Below are 21,776 nucleotides of genomic sequence, written 5' to 3' on the forward strand. Positions count from 1 at the left end.
TCGGCGCCCGGCCGTCACCTTATGTGGTTCCTCTACCAGCTCGCGATGGCGGCAGGGTTGGGCGTGGCGGCGCCGGTGCTGCTGGCTCGGCGCGGCCGGCACTACCTGCCGACGCTTCCTGCCCGGCTGGGACGTTTGCCGGAGGCCCGGGGAATCAGACCGCTGTGGCTGCACGCCGCGTCGGTGGGCGAGGCCGGAGTGGCGGCGACCCTGGCGCGGGCCCTGCCGCCGGACCTCGACCTGGTGGTGACGACGGTGACGCCCACCGGCCAGGCGGCGGCGAAGAGGCTGTTCGAGCCGCTCGGCGCGGACGGCCGGAGTGTCGTCGTCACCTACCTGCCGTTCGACCTGGGGTTGCTGGTCGGGCGGTTCCTGGACCGTTACGCGCCGCGGGCGCTGGTCCTCTTCGAGAGCGAGCTCTGGCCCCTGCTCCTTCGGGACTGCCACCGCCGGTCGGTTCCCGTGGCGGTGCTCAACGCCCGCATCAGCGACCGCAGCTACGGGCGGATGAAGCGGGCGGGACGCCTCTACCGGCGATTTCTGCTCGACCCGCTGGGTCGGCTGGGCGCCCAGAGCCCGCAGGACGAGGAGCGTCTACTGAGCCTCGGCGCCGGGTCGGTCCGCACGTCGCTGACCGGCAACCTGAAGTTCGACACTCCGGAACCGGCCCCGGTGGCGGACCTGGAGCAGGCCCTGCGGGATCTCGCGGGGGATCGGCCGATCCTGATCGCGGGCTCGACGATGCCCGGCGAAGAGCCGATCGTCCTCGACGCCTTCGAGCGACTGGATCGCGAGGCGCTGCTGGTTCTGGCGCCCCGCCATCCGGAACGCTTCGACGAAGTATGGCGAGAGGTGGAGGAACGGTCGTTGCCGGGGATCCGACGGAGCCGGATCGCCGCGGCCGGGGACACGGCGCCGCGGTCGGCCTCGCCGCCCGGGATCGTCCTGCTTGATTCCCTGGGCGAGCTGGCCTCGATCTACCGGCTCGCGTCCGCCGCCTTGATCGGCGGCACGCTCGTGCCGACCGGCGGCCACAACCCGATCGAGGCGGCGCGTTTCGGCGTGCCGGTGATCGTTGGCCCGTCGATGGAGAACTTCCGGCGCATCGCGCGCGACCTCGAGGCCGCGGACGGCGTGACCGTGGCGGCTGACGGCGAGGCACTGACCGAAGCGTGGCGGCGTTGTCTGGACGACCCGGCCGGGGCGGCGGAGCAGGGCTGGCGCGGTATGGCGGTCGTCGACCGGAACCGGGGCGCGGTGGAGCGCTCGGTGGAGCTCCTGAGCGAACTGGTGGACCTGGATTGAGCGCCGCCCGCAGTCCCTGGCAGCGGTTCTACGAGTGGGCGCACCACCGCCGGCGCCGCTTCTGGTCGCCGCGCGCCGCGAGCCTCGGCCGCAAGACGGTCAGCATCGGCAACCTGCACTGGGGCGGCAGCGGCAAGACGCCGACGGTGATCGCCGCGGCGCGCGGCCTGGCCGACCAGGGCCTCAGGGTCGCCGTGCTGTCGCGGGGCTACCGCCGCAGGGATCGGGAACCGCGGGTCGTGAGCCTCGGCGAGGGGCCACTCGCCTCGGTGGAGCAGGCCGGCGACGAGCCGGTGATGCTCGCCGAGCAGGCGCCGGGCGTGGTGGTGGCCGTCGGCGCCGACCGCCGCGCGGCCGCCTCCCTGGCCCTCGAGCGGGCGCCGGACATCGAGGTCTTCCTGCTGGACGACGGCTTCTCCCATGTGCGGGTACGCCGCGATGTCGAGGTCCTGACCTTTCCCGCCGCCGACCCCTTTGCCGGCGGCCTCCTGCTGCCGGGCGGCCGCCTGCGCGAGCCTCTGGGCATGGTGCGCCTCGCCGACGCCGCGGTCATCACCGGCCTCGAAAAAGGCGCCGAACCGCCGGCCGACTTCGAACCGACCCTGCACCGCCACCGCTTCGCCGGCCGGGTGTTCACGTCGACGCTTCGGTCCGAGCTCCTGGGTGGCCCGTCAGCGGAGCGACCGCTACTCGTCACTGGCGTCGCCCGGCCGGAGCGCGTCGCCCGCACCGCGGTCGCCGCCGGCCTGGAATGCGTGGATCACCTCCGCTTTCCCGACCACCACGGCTATCCGCCGCGTTCCCTCCGCGCGATCGAGTCCGCCGCCGCCCGCCATCGCTGCGACGCTGTCGTTGTGACCTCCAAGGACGCCGTCAAGCTCCGCGGCCGCCTGCCGGCGGGCGCGCCGCCGCTTCAGGAACTCAGCGTCGAGGCGCGGCTCGAGCCGGAGTTTCTGCGGTGGCTCTCGGATCGCCTGGAACGCTGAGCCCCGGAACGCCGTGGAGACGGCATTCCGGCGCCGCCGCCGTCGCGAGGTGCGCCTGCCTGGAAGCCGGCCGCCAATCCGTCCTTGTCTGCAGACGCCGCCGGTCTACCGATGTCCGAGAAACCGAAACCGCCCAGGCAGTCCAGTCAGATCGCCCAGCCCCACGACGCCCTGTTCCGGCGCGTGTTCTCGGAGCCGGCGCAGGCCGCCGCCCTGTTGCGCGAGACCCTGCCCGTGGCCGTTCGGGACCGCTTCGCCTGGAACACCCTGAGGCGCCTCCCGGACACCTTCGTCGACGAACGGCTCAGGCGGACCGAGTCCGATCTCCTGTTCGAGGTCGACCAGCCGGGCGGCGAGCCCCCCGTACGCCTCTACGTGCTGATCGAGCATCAGTCTTCGCCCGACCCGTTCATGGCGCTGCGCCTGCTGCGCTATTGCACAAGCGTTCTGGAGGCGGCGGTTCGCGAGGTCCCGGAGCGGAAGCGCCTGCCGGCGGTTCTCCCCGTGGTGTTTCACCAGGGGCGCCGCCCCTGGCCGTATCCGACATCTCTCGACGGGCTGTTGGGGGAGTCGGCGCGGGACCTGCCGTGGGGTCCCCGGCTCGACTTCCTGCTGCTGGACCAAGGCGCCGGCGGGCTGTCGACGGTAGTCGGCTCGCCTCTGGGCCGGCTGGCCCAGTATCTGATGCTCGCCGTCTCGGGGCCGGAGTCGGAGCGGGCGGCGGCTCTTGAGCGTGCGGTCGAGTTGATGCGAAACTTGCTATCGGCCGAGAGGCCGCACGACCTTGAGGTGTTCCACAGCTACGTGTTCCACGGAAGGGAGGACCCGGCCATGATGAAGGAGGTCGAAGCGATGCTGGAGGAGATCGAGGCCAGGGGTCCGGACAGCGAGTTGAAGAGCCTGGGCCAATTGATCTGGGAGAGAGGCCAGAGGACGGGCCGTTCGGAGGGCGTCCGGCTCGGCGAACACCGCGCCACGGTCGCGACGGTCGAGGGCCTCCTGCGGGCCGGCGTGGACTGGCGAGTGATCGAGTCGGCTACCGGCCTCGACCGGGGTGGCTTCAACGCGCTCAAGGAGCAACTGGGTTCGGATCGGGCCTCTTAGTTCAGGTCCGCCTCGCTGGCAGGGTGTTCACGTCGACGCTCCGGTCCGGCCTGCCTTGGCTGGCCGAGCGGCTGGAGGACACCGCGTCTAGAACTCCTCGACAAAGCGCCAGCCAGGACGAGGCGGAGGAGGCGCACGACGACCTCTGTGTCGTTCTGCAAGAGCTTGAGGACGCCGCCAGGGAGGTCAGTTTCGGAAGCGGCACGTTCGACCGGGATCTGTACGAGGCTCTGTGCCGCGTCGGCCCTGCTGGCGCGGTCGACGGAAAGGTGGAGGTCGCCGACGGGTCGCTCGCCATCGCCGAGCACCTGCGGTCCTGGGGCTACTTCGTCGTCTCGCCGACGACCTCCAGTGAAGACGGTGAACCGAGGACCTCAACTGAATGACGTGCAGTCGCGGGCGATGCTTCGGCGCGCCGTGACATCAGGCAGCCGGGGACAGTGACCCCAGGCCCGATGCGCGCCGACCCCGACGCGGCGATTCGAGCAGCCGCGTTCGCTGAACTGGACCGGCTTCGCTTCGCGCATGGCCCCAAGCTGCCCTGGAGCGTGATCGACCGGGGCTTCCGCTTCCGTGGCGAGAAGATCCACTTCGCTGGCCGCGCCGTCGGCATATTCAAGCCGAGGCAGATGAGCGCGGCGCTCAGCATCAAGACGGTGGCTCCTCGGGCGGGTCGGCGGTTTTGGTATCGCGATCAGATGGGCGAGCCGGACTATCGAACAGGACTGCTTGCCTACGACCTCGCTCGCGGTGGCAGGGGGGATTCCACCAACCGGGCCCTCGAGGAGGCGTACAGTCGGAGCGCGGCCCTGATCTACTTCGTTGGCGTCTCGCCTGCTGTGTACGAGCCGCTCTCGTCTGTGTGGGTGGAAGAACTCGACTTCGACGCCGGACGCGTCCTTCTCGCCGCCGCGGACGCCTTCCATCCGACGATGAGCTCCATCCAGGCCGCGCAAGCCGCCGGCTCCTCTGCCGAACTGCGTGAGCGGTCCTACACGCTTGTCGCTACGAAGCGGAGGAATCACCAGGCATGGTTCAGCAGCCGGACCAAGTCCGCGTACGGCCATCGCTGCGCCTTCAGCGGTCTGACGTTGTCTCGACTGCTCGTGGGGGCGCACATCCTGCCGGATGCCGAAGACGGCCCGGCGACCGTGACCAACGGCATCTGCATGTCGACCCTTCACCACACCGCGTTCGATGCCGACTTGATCGGCGTGGACACGAGCTGCCGCATCCACGTTGCCAGGTCGGTCAGGGATGGCCGAGACGGTCCCCTGCTCGAGAGCCTGAAGGGACTCGATGGCGCCGGGCTCCGTCTGCCCGCGCGTTCCGAGGACCACCCGGACCGGGAGTTCCTCGATTGGCGATTCCAACGCTTTCTCGAGGCCGCCGACTGATTCGCGGCGCGCTCAACGCCCAGCCGCGTCTTTGGGATCGAGTCGGTCCGCCTTGCGTCAGGCGAACGACCGCCCCCCGATCACGGCCCAGATGATCCACAGGATCGCGACCGGGCAGACGAAGCGCAACAGCACGTCGCGCCAGAGGAAGTACCACCGGCTCACGTCGCCGTGGCCGTCGGCCAGTGCCTCGCGGGACTTGCGGCGGCTCAGAAACCAGCCGACGAACACGGCCAGCGTCAGACCGCCGAGGGGCAGGATCCAGTTCGAGACGGTGTAGTCCATCGTGTCGAAGAAACCGGCGGTGCGCTCGCCCAGGGGTGCCCAGGAGGAGAAGCCGGTGACGGCGCCCAGGGATAGCGCCGAGGGGATGCCGAAGAGGAAGACGGCGCCGCCGGAGAGCAGACTGGCCTTTCGCCGGCTCAGGCCCCGTCGGTCGATCAGGTAGGCGGCGACGACTTCGAGCAGCGAGATGGTCGAGGTGAGCGCCGCGAAGCCGACCAGCAGGTAGAACAGCGGCGCCAGCACGACGCCGAGCGGCATGTCGTAGAACATTTGCGGCAGTGTCGTGAACAGGATCGTGGCGCTCTTGCCGAAGGTCCCTGTCCGTTCCGCCGCGTCGACGCTGAAGATGATGGAGAACATGACGATACAGGCCATCAGGGCAACCAGGGTGTCGAGCAGGGTGATCGCGGCGGCGCTCCTCGGGATCGACTGTCTCGATCTCATGTAGGAGCCGTAGGTGATCATCGCGCCCATGCCGACCGAGAGCGTGAAGAAGGCATGGCCGACCGCCTCCAGCAGGCCGTCGGCGGTGACCGGGCCGACATGGAACAGGAAGCGGACCGCTTCGCCGAAGCCCGGGCTCCAGAACGAGTTGATGACGAGCAGGATGAGGATGGCCCCGAGCACCGGCATGAGCGTCTTGGCCACCCGTTCGATGCCGTCGTGCACGCCGAGGGTGACGACGCCGACCGTCACGATCATGAACAGGGCGTGGAAGCCGATCTGGAGCGGTCCGTTGCCGAGGAAGGCGCCGAAGGAGTCGCCGAGAGTCTGTCCGCCGGTGTCGAAGCCGCGGAACGACCAGCTCAGGCACTGGCCGAAGTAGTACACCGTCCAGCCGGCGATCAGCGCGTAGTACGACAGGAGGATGAAGCTGCCGAGCGTTCCCAATGCGCCGACCGCGCCCCAGGCCTTGCCCCCGACCGCGCCCTTCGCGGCCGCGACGAAGGCGCCGACGGGGCTCTGCCGGGTACTCCGACCGATCACGAGCTCGGCCATCATGATCGGCAGGCCGATCAGCACGATCGCGATCAGGTAGACAATGACGAAGGAACCGCCGTCGTTGGCGTACGTGATGTACGGGAACTTCCAGATGTTGCCGAGGCCGATCGCGGAGCCGACAGCGGCGAAGATGAACCCGAGTTGACCGAACCTGCCGCGTCCGCCGGAGCCGTTTGCCACGTTTGTTCCCTCCCGTCAGGCGTCGTGCTGTGATGGCGGCGGGCCAGCCGCCGGCCGGCGGATAGCGTAGCGGAGTCGGCGCTAGGGGCTCGAGGAGGGCGCCGCTGCCGCGCTGAAGGGCGTCTCCGGGCCGACCGCCCGGGTCAGCCACTCGGTGCGGTAGGCGTCGAGTTCCGGCGTCCGCGGGTAGCTCTCGCCCGGGCCGAACGGGTAGCCGGACATCGCCCTGAAGGGCAGCGGCAGGTTGCTGTCCGCCTTCCAGGTGTTGCGGTCGGCGTCCTTGTCCCAGCCGAAACTCTCCAGGAAGACGGTGCGGACGTAGCCGGGCGCGGGCGGCGGCAACTCCCGGGCGTCGAAGAGGACACGGATCTCGTCGCCGGGGCCGATCACGACCTGGCGGTCGTCGACGTCCGCGAGCAGTTCGACGACGTCGCCGAAGCGGGTGTAGCGGCCGGGGAAGGGCAGCCAGGGAGACGCGGCGCTGGTGCGCTGATAGTCGAAGAGGTGCGGGCCGTTGGGCGCCGGCCGCGTCGGCGCTGAGAAGCCGCGGTACGAGAGGTCGGCGCTTGCCGCGTTCAGACGGGCCTGGACAACGGCACCGTCGCCGTCGACGCCGTCCGGCTCGCTGCTCCAGGCGACCCGGTCCCAATGCAGCCAGCGGGTGGTCACGATCCGGAGCTTCCGCGCGCCCGCCGGCAGCGGCGGGGTGTCGACGACCATCGTCTTCGTCTTGCCGGGCGGGAAGCCCATCGGATCAAGCAGCGTCTGCCAGCCGTCCCCGGTCTCGACCTCGAGGCGGGTCATCACCATCTCCAGGTCACCATGCTCCACGGCCTGCGCGATGGCGAGATTGAGGCTGGCATCGGCGGGGAACACCCAGCCGTCGAGCCACAGCCGCACCGGCTTGCCGGGCGCCTCGCCGAGGTCGAAGGTGAACGTCCAGGGCTCGGCGGCGTGGCCCTGGAAGCGTGAGCGCCGGTAGCCGTCGCCGTAGACCTCGTCGCGGGCGCGGACCCGTTCCGTCACGTCGCGTCCGCGGCCGTCCGTGGCCTGGGCGACGGGCCGGACTTCCGCGCTCGCGACCACCTCGTCGGGCGGGCGGCCGACGTGTCCCCGGCCCGGAACGATCCGGAGGTTGCTCGCCACCTCCGCGCCTTCGCGATGGTCGACCACCCAGAGCCGCACCCGGTCGATGTAGGCGGCCTCCCAGAGCTCCTCGGTGATCCGCAGGTCGTAGAAGCCATCGCGCGTCCGGGCGCCGTCGACCCGCACGAGCTCGTCCGGGTCGTAGCCGTTCCAAACGCCGTCGGCGAGCGGCATGCCGAGTGGCGCGCCCCACAGCAGGTCGGTGACGAAGGTGACCTTCTCGCCGTCCCAGGTGTAGAGGAAGGGACAACTGCCCTTGAGCACCTGCTCCTCGACGATCGTCATGTTCTCGCCGGGCTCGAGGCGGTTCTGCGGCACGCCGTTGGCCCAGACGACGCGGACCAGGTCGGGCCGGCGGCGGTTGCCGAGTCCGATGTGGGTGACCGGCCGGTCGACCTCGACGTACTGGTAGGCGCGCTCCGACTTGACTTCGATCGTCGTGCCGCGGCCGAAGACGTTGTTCTTCTGGTTGCCGATGTCGAGACCGACCAGGCGAACCCGCAGCCAGTTGTTCTCGGAGCCGTTCAGGTTCTCGATCCGGTAGAGGCCGGCGGCGCCCGCGGCGACAAGGTCCTGGTCGCCGTCACCGTCGAGGTCGTCGGCGCGCACGGCGCTGAAGCCGGCGTCCCGGGGCAGACCCGTGACCTGCGCGAGCTGGAACTCGAGCGCTTCGGGCCCCGAGTCCGAGGTCTGGGTCAGCACCCGCAGCTCGCCGTCGGCGACCAGGGCGAGATCGCGGCGGCCGTCGTTGTCGGCGTCGAGCAGGGCCAGGTCCGTGGCGCCAGTGGGCAAGCCGACCGATTCCGACGTCAGCGGGAACGGGGCGAGCGCGCCGTGCTCGCCGGCCCTCAGGATGGCCGTGGAAGCGCCGGCGAGCACGAACTCCGGGATCCCGTCGCGGTCGAGGTCGGCGGTACGGACGACCCGTACCGGCGTCCCGGTCGCGAGCGCGGGCTCGGCGTCGTCGCCGAGCAGCCGGCCGACGAGCCTTCCCAGCAGGTTTCCCGCGGGTGCGGGCGGCGTTCTCTCGGCAAAGCGCCCCTGGCGCAGGTTGTCCAGCCAGAGGACGCCGGCGTCGTGGGCCAGCAGCAGATCCGTGTCGCCGTCGCGGTCGGCGTCGGTGGCTTGGAGGTGATGGAACCGTCGCGGCTCGACCTGCGGCAGCGCCCTGGGTCCCAGGGCCTCGAGCGGACCCTCGAAGACCCCCTCGCCGGACACGTTCCGCAGCAGATCCGGCCCGCCGCCGGTTCGCGCCACCGCGAGGTCGAGATCGCCGTCGCTGTCGAAGTCGATCAGGTCGGCGGCGTCCACGGCGAAGGGCTGCGCCAGGAAGCGGTCGCTGGTGTTCCCGAACCGGGGAGTGGCGCCCGAGGTGTCAACCTGCCAGACGGCGAGAGGATCGCCGACGGCAACCAGGTCAAGCCGCCGGTCGTTGTCGGCGTCGCCGGCGACCAGCAACCGGGCGTCCGTTTCCAGGGCCGTGCCGGAGGCCGCGTGACCGACGGAGGCGCGCCGCAACTGAAGTTGCGGGAGTGGAGCCTCCGAGCCGTCCCCGCCGGCCACCCAGGCGATGTCGGGCCGGTCGTCGCCGTCGAAGTCCGCGACTTCGAGCGCCCGGCCGGCGGCGGCCGCGTTGTCGATGCGGGTCGCCCGGAAACGGACCGGGAGCGCCGGTCCGAAGTCCTCGATCGGCGACTCGTCCACGAAACGCTCGACCGGAATGCCCGGGATGTTCGTGAAGATCTCGGCGTGACTGCTTGTCCAGGCGGTGGTCCCCTTCATGACGTTCGTGACCCGCCGGGCGAGGCTGAGGCCGCGTTCCAGGTCGTCCGCCTCCAGTGCGTCGAGAACCTCCTCGACGACTCGTTCGGCGCTCGGCTGGGCCTGCCAGATCAGCTCCCGCACGCGGAGGTAGTCGTCGCTCGCGCGGCCGCGGTCGCCGTCTCCGAGGGCGGCCTCTCCGCTCAACAGCAGAACGACGAGGTTGTCGGGCCGCAGGCGCCGGAGCCGGTCGACCGCGGTTCGCCGGTCGACTTCGGCCTGTGGTCCGCTCATGATGTCCGCATGCCGGAACAGGGCGTACTGCGTTTCGGGGTCGTCCGGCGCGGTGCTGGCGGCCCGGCGGTACTCCACCAGCGCCTCCTCGTGTCGGCTTGACCACTGCAGGATGTCGCCGCGGATCAGCAGCAGGTCGGCTCTATTGCCGCCCAGTTCGAGGGCGCGGTCGACGGCGGCGAGCGCCGCGTCCTTCCGGTCCTGCCGCAGCAGCGCGACGGCCAGGTTGGCGTGACCGAGAGGCTCGTCCGGCACGAGCTCGATCAGTTCCCGGTAGGTGCTCTCGGCCTCGACCTCGCGCTCGTTCTCGAGTTGCGCGTAGCCGATGCCGTGCAGGCGCACCTGTTCCTCGGTCGGTTGCGCGGACGCCGCGGCCGGGACGAGCGCGACGAGGAGAAGAAGGGCGGAGAGGTTTCGAGGCATGACTCGACTCGACACTCTAGAGTAGTCGCCGCCGTGACCGCGAAGCGTCTCTACCTGATTGACGGCTACTCCACGATCTTCCGGGCCTTCTACGCGATCCGGGGTTTGTCGACCTCGGCGGGCGAGCCGACCAACGCGATCTACGGCTTCATCAACATGCTGCGCAAGCTGCTGCGCGAGGAGGAACCTCCGCTGCTCGGGATCGCGCTGGACGTGGGGCGCGCGACGGTACGGACGGAGGCGTACGCCGAGTACAAGGCGAACCGGGCCCCCATGCCGGAGGATCTGAAGGCGCAGATGCCGGCGATCCGCCGGGCGATCGAAGCCTTCCGCATCCCGATCCTCGAGCTCGAGCGCTACGAGGCGGACGACGTCATCGGCACGCTGGGACGCAAGGCGCAGGACGCGGGCTACGAGGTCACGATCGTCAGCGCGGACAAGGACCTGTTCCAGCTCGTGAGCGACCGCGTGTCGCTGCTCCATACCGGTCGCGAGAAGACCTACGACCCGGCCCTGGTCGAGCAGGACTTCGGGGTGCCGCCGGAGCAGGTCGTCGACGTGCTCGCCCTGGTCGGGGACAAGGTGGACAACGTGCCGGGCGTCCCCGGGATCGGCCAGAAGGGCGCGCAGACCCTGATCAGGGAGCACGGCAACCTCCAGACGCTGCTGGAAGCCGCGGCCGGACTCAAGCGCAAGGCCTACCGCGAGGGGCTGCGGGAGCACGCCGATCAGGCCCTGCTGTCCCGGGAGCTGGTGACGATCCACACGGACCTCGATGTTCCGTTCGAGCCCGAGGCCCTGGAGATGGAAGCCCCGGACTATGAGGCGCTGGCCGACCTGTGCCGCGAGTTCGAGTTCTGGAGCCTGCTCAAGGAGCTCGAGAGCGAGAGCGGCGGTCCGGAGATCGAGCCCGCCATCGTCCTGGACTCCGTCGAGGCGTTCGAGGCCGCGGTCCTGGAGATGGGACCCCGCATTGCCGTCGGCGTGGTGTTCCGGCGCGGCGGCGAACCGGCCGGGTTCTCCTTCGCGCCGGTGGAGGAGGTCGCCGATGGCGAGGTCGCCGAAGTCGGCCGCGCCCGCTTCGCCGGTTTCGACACGGCCGGTGTGCGGGAGGCCGCGGCGGCGCAGGTGCGTGCCTGGCTGGCGGACCCGGACCTCGAGCTGATCGGCCACGACCTGAAGGAGGTTGTCCGGCTGTGCCCGCATCACGAGGGCCGGCCGGCGGTCGCCGCTCGTCTGGCGGACACGATGTTGATGGCCTACCTGGTCCACTCGGCCGTGCGCAGCTTCGGTCTTGCGACCGTCGCGCTTGACCGCCTCTTCTACAAGGCGACGACGCCGGCCGACGCGGGCCTCGGCGAACCCGGCGGTCCGGCTGCGACGCTGGGCGATGACGCCGGGCTCGGCCTCTACGCCGCCGAGCAGGCGGTGCTGCCCGCGCTGATCCTCGAGGCGCTCGCCGAGCAGTGGCGGGAGTCACGGGGCGCCCGCGAGGTCTACGAGCGGATCGAGGCGCCCCTGCTGCCGGTCCTCGCGGCGATGGAGGAGGAGGGCATCGAGCTCGACTCGGGCGTGCTGGCCGACATGTCGAGGCGCCTCGAACTCGACGCGGGTGATCTGGCGGAAGAGATCTTCGACGAGGCCGGAGAACGCTTCAACATTCTGTCGCCACAACAGCTCGGCGTCGTCCTGTTCGACAACCTTGGCCTGCCTTCGCCCGGCCGCACCCGCAAGACGAAGAAGTACAAGACCGGCGCCGATGTCCTGGAGCACCTGGCGCAGCAGGGCCACCGGCTGCCGGCGAAGGTCCTGCACTACCGGGAACTGACCAAACTCAAGTCGACCTACGTCGACGCGCTGCCGAGCCTCGTCGCCGCCGACGGCCGCCTGCACACGCGCTACCACCAGGCGGTGGCGGCCACCGGCCGGCTGTCCTCGCACGACCCGAACCTGCAGAACATCCCGATCCGCACCGACATCGGCCGCCGGGTGCGCCGCGCCTTCCGCGCCCGCGACGGTTACCGGCTCCTGGTCGCGGACTACAGCCAGATCGAGCTGCGCGTGCTCGCGCACATCTCGGGCGACGAGGCGTTGATCGACATCTTCCGCCACGGCGGCGACATCCACCGCTCGACCGCCGCCACGGTGTTCGGCGTGGCGCCCGCCCTGGTCACCGACGAGCAGCGCCGCGCCTCGAAGACGATCAACTTCGGGATCATCTACGGCATGAGCGCCTTCGGTTTGGCGCGCGCGCTGGGTATCGCCCGCGGCGAGGCGCAGGCCTTCATCGACGCCTACTTCGAGCGCTTCCCCGGGGTGCGCGCCTACACCGAGCAGACCCTGGCCAGTGCCGAGGAGACGCTCCAGGTCGAGACCCTCTACGGCCGCGTCCGCTACATCCCCGACATCAGGAGCCGCAACCGGGCGGTGCGCGAGAACGCCCGCCGGATGGCCGTCAACGCCCGCATCCAGGGCACCGCCGCCGACCTGCTGAAGCTGGCGATGATCGCCGTCGACCGCCGCCTGCGGACCGAGCTCGAGGAGGCCCGGCTGCTCCTGACCGTCCACGACGAGCTGGTGCTCGAAGCGCCCTCCACGGACATGGACGCGCTCACGGCCCTCGTACGCGAAGAGATGGAAGGCGTCGCCGACCTGAGCGTGCCCCTCGTCGTCGACATGGACTCCGGCCCCGACTGGTACGAAGCCAAGGCCTAGGAGGCAGAGCGCCCCACGCCTTCGCAGGATGCTCCACACTGGGTGCGCCGGCGCCCTCGCCGGCTGCCGCCGAAGGCGGCTATGAAACGCGTCTACTCTGCATTGCGCAAGGCCGGAATCACCCGGTCGCCATACGCTGCCAGCGTCCCCTCCTTGTCGTCGTGCATCAGGTACACGGCGAAGTGGTCGACGCCCAGGGCCTTCAGTTCCCGCAGCTTCGCGATGTGGTCCTCCGCCGTGCCCAGCACGCACAAGCGGTCGACGATGCCGTCAGGCACGAACTCGGTGTCCGGGTTTCCGCTGCGGCCGTGGTGGGAGTAGTCGTAGCCCTGGCGCTGGCGGATGTACTCGGCGAGCACGTGGGGCACCTTCGAATCGTCCTCGCCGTAGCGCACGACGAGGTCGTGAATGTGGTTGCCGACCATGCCGCCGAACCAGCGCAACTGGTCCCGCTGGTGCTCGATGTCGTCGCCGACGTAGGCCGGCGCGACCACGCAGACCGTGATCGCGTCCGGGTCGCGGCCCTCGTCCTCGGCCGCGTCGCGCATCGCCTGCAGGGTCCACTCCAGGATCTTCGGGTCCGCCAGTTGGAGCACGAAGCCGTCGGCGTGGCGGCCCACCGTGTCCAGTGCTTTCGGGCCGTAAGCCGCGAACCACACCGGTAACTCGGCGTCCGCCCCCTCGCGCCAGGGAATCGACACGGATGTACCGCCCAGGTCCGCCTCACGACCGGCGAACAGCGCCCTGATGACGTTCATCGCGTTCACCGAGGCCGCCAGCGACTCCGGCCGGCGGCCGATGTAGCGCAGCGCCGAGTCGCCCCGGCCCATGGCGCAGAGCGTGCGCCCCGGGTACATGGAGTCCAGGGTCGCGAACAGGGACGCCAGCACGGTCACATCCCGCGTGCCGGGATTCGTGACCATGGGCCCCACGCCCATCCGTTCCGTGCTCGCCAGGATCCGGGAGAAGATGACGAACGGCTCGGGCCACAGGACGTGCGAGTCGAAGAGCCAGCTCTGGTCGAAGCCGTGGCGCTCGGCCATGACCGCGAGTTCAACGACGCGCGAGATCGGCGGGTCCGGCTGAAGGACCACGCCGAAGGACATCGAACCGCCGTGTGCGCCCACCGAGGGAGCGTACCAGCGGTCCCGGCTCGCCCGTCAGCCGGCCGCTTCGGCCAAGGGCACGTACTCGAACCCGTGCGCGTCGGCCACCGCCTCATGGGTCACGTGCCCGTCGACGACATTGACGCCGGAGGCGAGGGCCGGGTCGCGTCTCGCGGCGTCGCGCCAGCCGCGGTCGGCGATCTCCAGCGCGTAGGTCATCGTCGCGTTGGTCAGGGCGTAGGTCGATGTGTGCGGCACGGCGCCCGGCATGTTCGAGACGCAGTAGTGGACCACGCCCTCCTCGACGTACCGGGGGTCGCGGTGGGTCGTGGGGCGGCTGGTTTCGGCGCAGCCGCCCTGGTCGACGGCGACGTCGACGAGCGCGGATCCCGGCTCCATCTGTGCCAGGTGGGCGCGGGTGACGAGGCGCGGCGCCCGGGCGCCGGGGATCAGCACGGAGCAGACGACGAGGTCGGCCGAAGCCACCGCGCCCTCGATGTTGGCCGCATTCGACATCAGCGTCGTGACGTGGCCCTGGACCACGTCCCGTACGTAGCCGAGGCGCAGCGGGTTGATGTCGAGAATCGTGACTTCCGCGCCGAGGCCGACGCCGACGACGCAGGCGTTCATCCCGACGACGCCGGCGCCGATGATCGTGATCAGGCCGCGCCGCACTCCGGAGACGCCGGGCAGCAGGATGCCCTTGCCGCCGGCCCGCCGCTCCAGGCACGCGGCGCCGGCCTGAATCGAGAGCCGCCCGGCGACTTCCGACATGGGCACCAGCAGCGGCAGGGTCCCGTCGGCGAGCTGCACCGTTTCGTAGCCGATACCGACGACCCGCCGCTCCAGCAGGCTCGCCGTGAGCTGCTCCGACGCCGCCAGGTGGAGGTAGGTGAAGAGGACCTGCCCCGGCCGCATGCGCTCGAACTCGGCTTCGAGAGGCTCCTTGACCTTGAGGACGAGATCGGCCTGCGCCCACACCGCGTCCGCGCCGTCCACGATCGCGGCGCCGGCCGAACGGTACGCGTCGTCCGGGATCGCGCTGCCGACGCCGGCGCCGGACTCGATCGCCACCTCATGGCCGCGGGCTGTGAACGCGGCGACGCCGGCGGGCGTGATCGCGACCCGGTGCTCGTCCGTCTTGATCTCGGTGGGAACGCCGACCCGCATGTCAGGCCTCCATCCTATGCCGCGGCCGCAGCACCCGCCGCCGGTCCCCCTCCCGGCGCGTCAACCTCTGGCGGTCCAGGTGCTCCAGCAACGGGATGGCCCACTTGCGGGTGAGGCCGAAGCGGTCCTTGAACTCGGCGACGGTGAAGATGTCCCAGCCGGTGGCCAACAGGTCGGCCTGGAAGCGCTCCAGGGAACTCGCGGCCAGCACGAGGCCGTTCGGAAGGCGGACCAGCTTGCCGCGCTCGACCAGGTAGCGGAGGACGCCGTCGAAGACCTGGGGCTTGGCCCCCAGGGTGCGGCAGAGCTCCTCGGGCGAGCCGGGGGTCAGTCCCTGTTCCTCGAAGCCTTCGACGATGTCCCGGGCCAGTTTCGATTCGGCGCCGGTCAGTTCGCTGGCGCGGCCCGGGAGAGTCACGAGTTCTCCGTCCGTGACGATCGCGTCGTCCTTGCCGCCCCGGCTCGACCAGTCCAGGTAGGCCGGGGCGAGGTCGGCGGCGCGCGCGCCCAGCAGCCGGCGGACCAGTTCGGCCTTCGGCATGCCGCGTGACAGGCGGTCGGCGGCGAAGTGGGCCTCGACCAGACGCCGGGCACGCCGGGTCACGCGACGGACCGTGGTCGCGGTGACGAAGCGGCCGCCGGCACCCGCCTCGAGCAGCAGGCCTGCCTGCGCGGCGCCGTTCAGCACCTCCCGGGCGTCGGCGGGGACGACGCCCAGACGCAGGGCAAGTTCGGTCGTCGCAAGACCGGCCTCGCGGCTGGCGGCGGCCCACTGCACGGCGGCGGCCTGCCGGTCGCCGGAGCCGAGCGCGTCGATCGTCGGTCCGAGAGCCTTTCCTCGAGGACGCCTCCAGGCCGGGTCGAGCACGTCGCCGCCGCCGAGCGTCGTCTGGGGCGAGGGCCTGCGGATGACGAAGCGGTCGCCGCGAACCGCCACCAGGGGCTCGTCGAGCCGGATCTCGGCCACGGCTTCCTGGCCGGGCATGAGCCGGTCGGCCTCGAGCGGCCGCAGCTTGCCGATCCGCTGCGCGGCGTTCACGTGGAGCCGCACCGGGCTGCTGCCGTCGAGCGGTTCGGGCGCCGAGGCGAGCAGCCGGCAGCGCACGAGCAGGGAAGTCGTGGCGCGGTAGACGCCGGGCGCGGTCAGCTCGTGGCCGCGCGCGACCTGCTCGAGGTCGACGCCGACGAGCTGGAGCGACGTGCGCTCGCCCGCTTCAGCCTGCTGGCGGCGGTCGCCGTGGACCTCGATGCTGCGCACTCTGGCACGGCCGGCGGCCGGCAGGATGTCCAGCTCGTCGCCGATGCTCACGATGCCCCGGGCGAGGGTGCCGGTGACCAGCACGCCGAGTCCCCGCAGGTGAAAGGCCCGATCGATCGGCAGGCGGGCTGGCATGGAACGGTAGCGGTCGATCGGGGCCGCCGACCGGGCAAGCTCCACCAGGGCGGCACGGAGCTGTTCGAGGCCTTCGCCGCTCTGGGCCGAGACCGGCACAATCGGCGCGCCGGCGAAGGGGGTTCCGGCCAGGGCCTCCTCTAGCTCCAGCTCGGCGAGCTCCACGAGGTCGGGCGACACGAGGTCCGTTTTCGAGAGCACCGCCAGACCGGCGGGGATCCGGAGCAGCGAGCAGATCGCGAGGTGCTCCAGGGTCTGCGGCATGACCCCCTCGTCGGCCGCCACGACCAGCACCATCATCTGAATGCCGCCGAGCCCTGCGAGGGCGTTGTGAACGAAGCGCTCGTGGCCGGGCACGTCGACGAAGCCGATCTGCCAGCCGTCCTCGACCATCGAGGCGAAGCCGAGGTCGATCGTTATGCCGCGCTGCTTCTCCTCTTCCCAGCGGTCGCAGTCGACCCCGGTCAGGGCCTGGACCAGCCGCGTCTTTCCGTGGTCCACGTGGCCGGCGGTGCCGACGACGAACCGGTTGGCGACCACCCCGTTCACGAACCGCGTTCGGGGTCGATGCCGTAGGCCTGGAGCTTGCGGTACAGGTGGCGGCGGTCGATTCCGAGGTCCCTGGCGGCCTGGGAGACGTTGCCGCCGGCGGCACCGAGCCGGCGCTCGATGTACAGCCGCTCGAAGGTCTCGCGGGCCTCCTTGAGCGAGGCGTAGTCGTTGCCCACCTGGGCGATCGCGTCCGCGCCGCGTACCCGCGGCGGCAGGTCCGCTTCCACGACCACGTCGCCGGGCGCCATGATCATCAGGCGTTCGCTCAGGTTGCGGAGTTCTCGCACGTTCCCGGGCCACGAGTAGGCGACCAGCCGTTCGAGCGCCTGGGGGTCGACCGTCTTCGGACGGCGACCGGCCTCGGCGGCGAAGCGTTCCAGGAAGTGGTCGATCAGAGCCGGAATGTCCTCGCGCCGCTCGCGAAGGGCCGGTACGTGGAGCGGAATGACGGCAAGCCGGAAGTAGAGGTCCTCGCGGAACCGGCCGGCGGGGAGTTCACCCTCTTCCAGGTCCTTGTTCGTCGCCGCCAGCACCCGCACGTCGACCTCGATCGGCTCGGAGCCTCCCACCCGCTCGAAGCGTTGCTCCTCGAGCACGCGCAGCACCTTGGCCTGCGTGTTCAGCGACATGTCGGCGATCTCGTCCAGAAACAGGGTGCCTCCGTCGGCCTGTTCGAACCGTCCGCGGCGGTTCTCCGATGCTCCGGTGAAGGCGCCCTTGATGTGCCCGAAGAGCTCGCTCTCGATCAGTTCCTCCGGGATCGCGGCACAGTTCACTTCGACGAAGGCGCGGCTCCTGCGCTGGGAGAGGCTGTGGACGCGCCGCGCGACGAGCTCCTTGCCCGTGCCGTTCTCGCCGGTGATCAGGATCCGGCTCTCGGCGCGAGCCGCGAGCTTCAACTCGTCCTTCAACTGCCGCATCGACGGTGAGTCGCCGATGAGCTGCCGCTCGGTGTCGAGCCGGTTCGACAGTTCCCGTACCTGGCGTTCGAGACGGTTCCGCTCCAGGGCGTTCTCGACCGACACGACGACCCGATTGAGCGCAAGCGGCTTCTCCAGGAAGTCGTGGGCGCCGACGCGCATCGCCTTGACCGCCGTATCGATGTTCCCGTGGCCGGAGATGACGACGACCGGCGTCTGGAAGTCGCCCTCCCTGAGCTCCTCCAGGATCTCCAGACCGTCACGGTCGGGCAGCCAGATGTCGAGCAGGACGAGATCGAACTCGTCGCTCGCCATCAGCGCCTGGCCGCTCACCGCGTCCGCCGCCGCCGTCACCGAGTGGCCTTCGTCCTCGAGAATGTCCCGCAGGGTCTGGCGGATGCCGGCCTCGTCGTCGACGATCAGAATGCGCGCCTTGCTCATCGTTGGATGCCGGTGAGCGCGTTTCTACCGCGGCAACTCGGACTGGGGCAACTCGGACTGAGGCAGTTCAATGGTGAAGGTCGTGCCGTGAGGCTCGTTGTCCTCGACCCGGATCGAGCCGTTGTGATCGCTGACGATGCGCTGGACGATGGCGAGGCCCAGCCCTGAACCCCGTCCCTTGGTCGAAAAGTACGGCAGGAAGAGCTTCTCTCGGGCCCCCTTCGGCACGCCGCTGCCGGTGTCCCTGACGGAGAGGTCGAAGGTCCCGTTGCTGCGGCCGGCCCGGACCGTCACCTGACCGGGCGGGTTGGTGGCGGCGATGGCGTTGTCCAGCAGGTTGACCAGGGCGGAGCGCATCTGGTCAGCGTCGAGCTTGGCATGGAGACCCTCTTCGCCGGCCTCGATGCGCGCCTCGACCTCGACTCCGGGTTTCAACTCGCGGTACAGGTCTACCGTTTCGCTGATCAGCTTCGCTATGTCGACATCGCGGGGCTGGGGGCGCCGCATGCGAGCGTAGCGCGCGAACTGGTCCACGAGGTTCTGCATGTTGCCGACCTCGCGGACGACGATCTGCGCTCCCTCCTCGACCGCGACGCCGAGGCCCGCGTCCTTGTTCTGCGCCTTGCGCAGCAGTCGCTCCGCGGCCAGCTTGATCGGAGTCAGCGGGTTCTTGATCTCGTGGGCGATCCGGCGCGCGGCTTCCGTCCAGGTGGCGGCCTTCTGGGCGTCCAGCAGCGCGGTCAGATCCTCGATCACGAGGACGTGGCCGAGCAGCTCGAAGCCGCCGCTGCCGTCCGGGGCGCGCAGGGGGCTGGTCTTGACCTCGAGGGTCTTCCAGTCGTCCCTCCCGCCGAGGCTGACTTCGCGGCGGGCTGAGGCGGCCCCCGAGCGGCGCGGGCCGGTCGCCCGACTGACCGTCGAGTCCGGCAGGTCGGCGAACACGGCCTCGACGCCCTTGTCCGGGAGCAGTTCGCTCAGGGCCTCGGGCGGCGCGCCGGCGAGCGAGACGTGCGACGGAAGGCCCAGCATCTCCACCGCTGCGCGGTTGCAGGTCAGGATGCGGCCGTCGCGATCGAGCGAAAGCACGCCGGCCGGCCCGCTCTCGAGCACCGCTTCGATGCGGGCGCGCTCGGCGTCCAGGCGGCGGTTCGTCGCCACCAGGTCCCGGTTCGATTCCTGCAGCGCGTCGGTCATCCGGTTGAAGGAGTCGACCAGGATCTGGACCTCGTCGTCGGCGGCCGCCTCGACCCGATGTTCCAGATCGCCGCCGGCGATGCGCCGGGTGCCGTCCGCCAGCGCCTCGATCGGACCGGTGACGCGGTTCGCTAGGTAGAGGCCGACCCAGCACGAGACGAGCAGGATGCACAGGGTCACGGTCAGGAACAGGAGCCAGTAGGCCGCCCGGATCTCATCGCGTTGCGCGTGGAGTTGCCGCCGGGACTGGTAGGCGGCGATCAGGGTCTCCGTGCTGCCGGCGAGCTCGGCATCGAGCAGCCTGCCGGCAACGGCCACCGTGGACTCGGCGCCGCCTTCCCGCGCCGCTGCGGCCAGGATCAGGCGCTCCTCGCTGCCGGCCACTTCCCCGATGGCCCGGGCGGCGCCGGTGCGGACCGCTTCGAGCAGCATGCCGCGGGTCGGCTCGGGCCGTTCGGAAAGAGCCTGGGGATTGACCGTGGCGTGCAGGAAGGTGGTGTCCCGATAGACCGCCAGGTAGTCGAGGTCGGTCTCCGATAGGGCCTCGCCGAGCGCCCCCAGCAGCCTGCCGCGGCCGCGCGGGCTGTCCAGGTCCAGGCCTTCGGTGTCGGCGAGAAAACGCTCGGCATCGCGCAGCAGCTCGTCCTGCCGGGTCGAGGTCAGGGCCTGGGAAACCTGGTTCGCCGGCTCCAGCAGGTCGTCGATGTCGGTTCGGAACATGCGGTCGATCGAGCCCTGGAGCAGTTCCGTGGCGTAGGCGAACAGGACGAGTCCGGGGATCAGCGACAGGCCGATGTAGGTGAGGATCAGCTTGGTGCGGAACTTGGCGCCCAGACGCTGGCGCCGGCGCTCGATCCACAGCTTGGTCAGGTTGCGGACGAGTACGAAGACGACGACCAGGATCAGCACCACGTTCAGATTGCGCAGCGCGAACAGCAGGATGCTGTTGTTCAGCACCGTGGGGTCGATCTCGCGGCCGCGCTGGAGCGCGTAGTAGCCCGCCGTCGGCACGGCGAGGGAGAGCGCCAGGAGCCAGACCAGGAAGCGGTTGGTCTTGATGAGTTCCCGCAGGGGCGGACGGGCCGCGGTCAGGCGCTGGATCACTCGGCCTCCCCGCTGCCGATCCGGCGCTGGGCGGACCGGAAGGGCGTCGTCTGGGCCCAGGCGGTGTGGACCGCCAGGTAGTCGAGGTCGGTCTCCGATAGGGCCTCGCCGAGCGCCCCCAGCAGCCTGCCGCGGCCGCGCGGGCTGTCCAGGTCCAGGCCTTCGGTGTCGGCGAGAAAACGCTCGGCATCGCGCAGCAGCTCGTCCTGCCGGGTCGAGGTCAGGGCCTGGGAAACCTGGTTCGCCGGCTCCAGCAGGTCGTCGATGTCGGTTCGGAACATGCGGTCGATCGAGCCCTGGAGCAGTTCCGTGGCGTAGGCGAACAGGACGAGTCCGGGGATCAGCGACAGGCCGATGTAGGTGAGGATCAGCTTGGTGCGGAACTTGGCGCCCAGACGCTGGCGCCGGCGCTCGATCCACAGCTTGGTCAGGTTGCGGACGAGTACGAAGACGACGACCAGGATCAGCACCACGTTCAGATTGCGCAGCGCGAACAGCAGGATGCTGTTGTTCAGCACCGTGGGGTCGATCTCGCGGCCGCGCTGGAGCGCGTAGTAGCCCGCCGTCGGCACGGCGAGGGAGAGCGCCAGGAGCCAGACCAGGAAGCGGTTGGTCTTGATGAGTTCCCGCAGGGGCGGACGGGCCGCGGTCAGGCGCTGGATCACTCGGCCTCCCCGCTGCCGATCCGGCGCTGGGCGGACCGGAAGGGCGTCGTCTGGGCCCAGGCGGTGTGGACCCGGTCCGGAATCAGGCCGAGCCGGGTTCGGGTTCGCACTTCGGCGCGTACCCGCAAGACCAGCCGCCCCGGCGGTTCGTCGGCCAGCTCGACCGACGGCAATCCCTCGAAGGTCGTCAGCGCTCGCTCCAGGTCCTCCGGCGAGGTCACCGCGCGGCTGGCGTAGAGCTCGCCGTCGCGCTTGAAGTTGACGAGGTACTCCCGGGTGAGGGCGTTGTACATCGCCACGACCTGCAGCCGCGTGGCGCCGACGGCCTTGTCGAACCAGCGCCGCCGGATGCGCCGGACCTGGATGTCGTAGATGAAGCCGGTCGGCAGTCCGCTCTCGATCTTTTCCCAGGTGCGTTCGTCGAGGGCGCGGTCAAGGCGGAAGCTGACCAGCAGCACCGGACCCTCGCGCACGGCGGAGAGTCCGGCGATGGCGGCTTTGGTGGACCGGCCGGAGGCCTCTCGCGGAGGCTGTGCCGCGAGTGCGTCGCCGCCCAGAACGCTCGACAGGCTGAGCGCGCAGATCAGCCGTCCCGCCCGCGGGACTCTCATGGCGTGACCCTACCAGCCCGCG

Annotated in this window: 15 protein-coding genes; 6 read left to right on the plus strand and 9 right to left on the minus strand. The window is 70.4% G+C overall.

Going from position 1 to position 21,776, the window contains the following annotated elements; translation table 11 throughout:
- Positions 1 to 45: 45 nt before the first annotated feature.
- The 5 genes from OXI49_14830 to OXI49_14850 all read left to right on the plus strand — a co-directional run bounded on the left by OXI49_14830 (position 46) and on the right by OXI49_14850 (position 4,792).
- Complete coding sequence (locus tag OXI49_14830) at positions 46 to 1,305, plus strand: 3-deoxy-D-manno-octulosonic acid transferase (protein MDE2691786.1); 1,260 nt, start codon at positions 46 to 48, stop codon at positions 1,303 to 1,305.
- Positions 1,302 to 2,291, plus strand: a complete 990-nt coding sequence (gene lpxK, locus OXI49_14835) for a tetraacyldisaccharide 4'-kinase (GenBank protein MDE2691787.1) — start codon at positions 1,302 to 1,304, stop codon at positions 2,289 to 2,291. The genes OXI49_14830 and lpxK overlap by 4 nt, the downstream gene beginning before the upstream one ends.
- Before the next feature lie 111 nt (positions 2,292 to 2,402).
- Entirely contained in the window at positions 2,403 to 3,395 is a 993-nt protein-coding gene (locus tag OXI49_14840) for an Rpn family recombination-promoting nuclease/putative transposase (protein MDE2691788.1), read from the plus strand.
- A 23-nt stretch (positions 3,396 to 3,418) separates the two neighbouring features.
- The gene (locus tag OXI49_14845) at positions 3,419 to 3,781 is read left to right on the plus strand and encodes a hypothetical protein (protein ID MDE2691789.1); all 363 of its coding nucleotides are present in this window, start codon (positions 3,419 to 3,421) and stop codon (positions 3,779 to 3,781) included.
- A 54-nt stretch (positions 3,782 to 3,835) separates the two neighbouring features.
- Positions 3,836 to 4,792, plus strand: a complete 957-nt coding sequence (locus tag OXI49_14850; protein MDE2691790.1) for an HNH endonuclease — start codon at positions 3,836 to 3,838, stop codon at positions 4,790 to 4,792.
- Between the two features lie 57 nt (positions 4,793 to 4,849).
- On the opposite strand, the gene OXI49_14855 is transcribed toward OXI49_14850, so the two are convergent.
- Both OXI49_14855 and OXI49_14860 read right to left on the minus strand, forming a co-directional pair.
- On the minus strand, positions 4,850 to 6,259 hold the full coding sequence (locus OXI49_14855) for a sodium-dependent transporter (GenBank protein MDE2691791.1): 1,410 nt from the start codon (positions 6,257 to 6,259) through the stop codon (positions 4,850 to 4,852).
- 81 nt (positions 6,260 to 6,340) lie between these two features.
- Positions 6,341 to 9,883, minus strand: a complete 3,543-nt coding sequence (locus OXI49_14860; GenBank protein ID MDE2691792.1) for an FG-GAP-like repeat-containing protein — start codon at positions 9,881 to 9,883, stop codon at positions 6,341 to 6,343.
- 33 nt (positions 9,884 to 9,916) lie between these two features.
- Here OXI49_14860 and polA point away from each other — a divergent pair, with 33 nt between their 5' ends.
- The gene (gene polA, locus OXI49_14865; GenBank protein MDE2691793.1) at positions 9,917 to 12,598 is read left to right on the plus strand and encodes a DNA polymerase I; all 2,682 of its coding nucleotides are present in this window, start codon (positions 9,917 to 9,919) and stop codon (positions 12,596 to 12,598) included.
- A 92-nt stretch (positions 12,599 to 12,690) separates the two neighbouring features.
- On the opposite strand, the gene OXI49_14870 is transcribed toward polA, so the two are convergent.
- From OXI49_14870 to OXI49_14900, 7 genes are read right to left on the minus strand one after another with little or no spacing between them, the layout of a single operon-like run.
- The gene (locus OXI49_14870) at positions 12,691 to 13,704 is read right to left on the minus strand and encodes a TIGR03842 family LLM class F420-dependent oxidoreductase (GenBank protein MDE2691794.1); all 1,014 of its coding nucleotides are present in this window, start codon (positions 13,702 to 13,704) and stop codon (positions 12,691 to 12,693) included.
- Positions 13,705 to 13,758: 54 nt separating this feature from the next.
- Positions 13,759 to 14,874: an alanine dehydrogenase gene (gene ald / locus OXI49_14875; GenBank protein MDE2691795.1), complete on the minus strand. Its 1,116-nt coding sequence runs from the start codon at positions 14,872 to 14,874 to the stop codon at positions 13,759 to 13,761.
- A gap of 1 nt (position 14,875) precedes the next feature.
- The gene (gene selB / locus OXI49_14880) at positions 14,876 to 16,816 is read right to left on the minus strand and encodes a selenocysteine-specific translation elongation factor (protein ID MDE2691796.1); all 1,941 of its coding nucleotides are present in this window, start codon (positions 16,814 to 16,816) and stop codon (positions 14,876 to 14,878) included.
- The gene (locus OXI49_14885) at positions 16,813 to 18,180 is read right to left on the minus strand and encodes a sigma-54 dependent transcriptional regulator (protein ID MDE2691797.1); all 1,368 of its coding nucleotides are present in this window, start codon (positions 18,178 to 18,180) and stop codon (positions 16,813 to 16,815) included. Before OXI49_14885 ends, selB begins: the two co-directional genes overlap by 4 nt.
- Before the next feature lie 24 nt (positions 18,181 to 18,204).
- Positions 18,205 to 20,478, minus strand: coding sequence for an ATP-binding protein (locus OXI49_14890; GenBank protein ID MDE2691798.1), 2,274 nt, complete (start codon positions 20,476 to 20,478; stop codon positions 18,205 to 18,207).
- Positions 20,475 to 21,143 (minus strand): hypothetical protein, encoded by a 669-nt coding sequence (locus tag OXI49_14895; GenBank protein MDE2691799.1) that lies wholly within the window; start codon positions 21,141 to 21,143, stop codon positions 20,475 to 20,477. Before OXI49_14895 ends, OXI49_14890 begins: the two co-directional genes overlap by 4 nt.
- A complete protein-coding gene (locus tag OXI49_14900) occupies positions 21,140 to 21,754 on the minus strand; it encodes a DUF4390 domain-containing protein (GenBank protein ID MDE2691800.1) in 615 nt (204 codons plus the stop codon). Before OXI49_14900 ends, OXI49_14895 begins: the two co-directional genes overlap by 4 nt.
- Between the last annotated feature and the right edge of the window lie 22 nt (positions 21,755 to 21,776).

The organism is Acidobacteriota bacterium (assembly GCA_028875725.1).
GTDB lineage: Bacteria > Acidobacteriota > Thermoanaerobaculia > Multivoradales > Multivoraceae > Multivorans.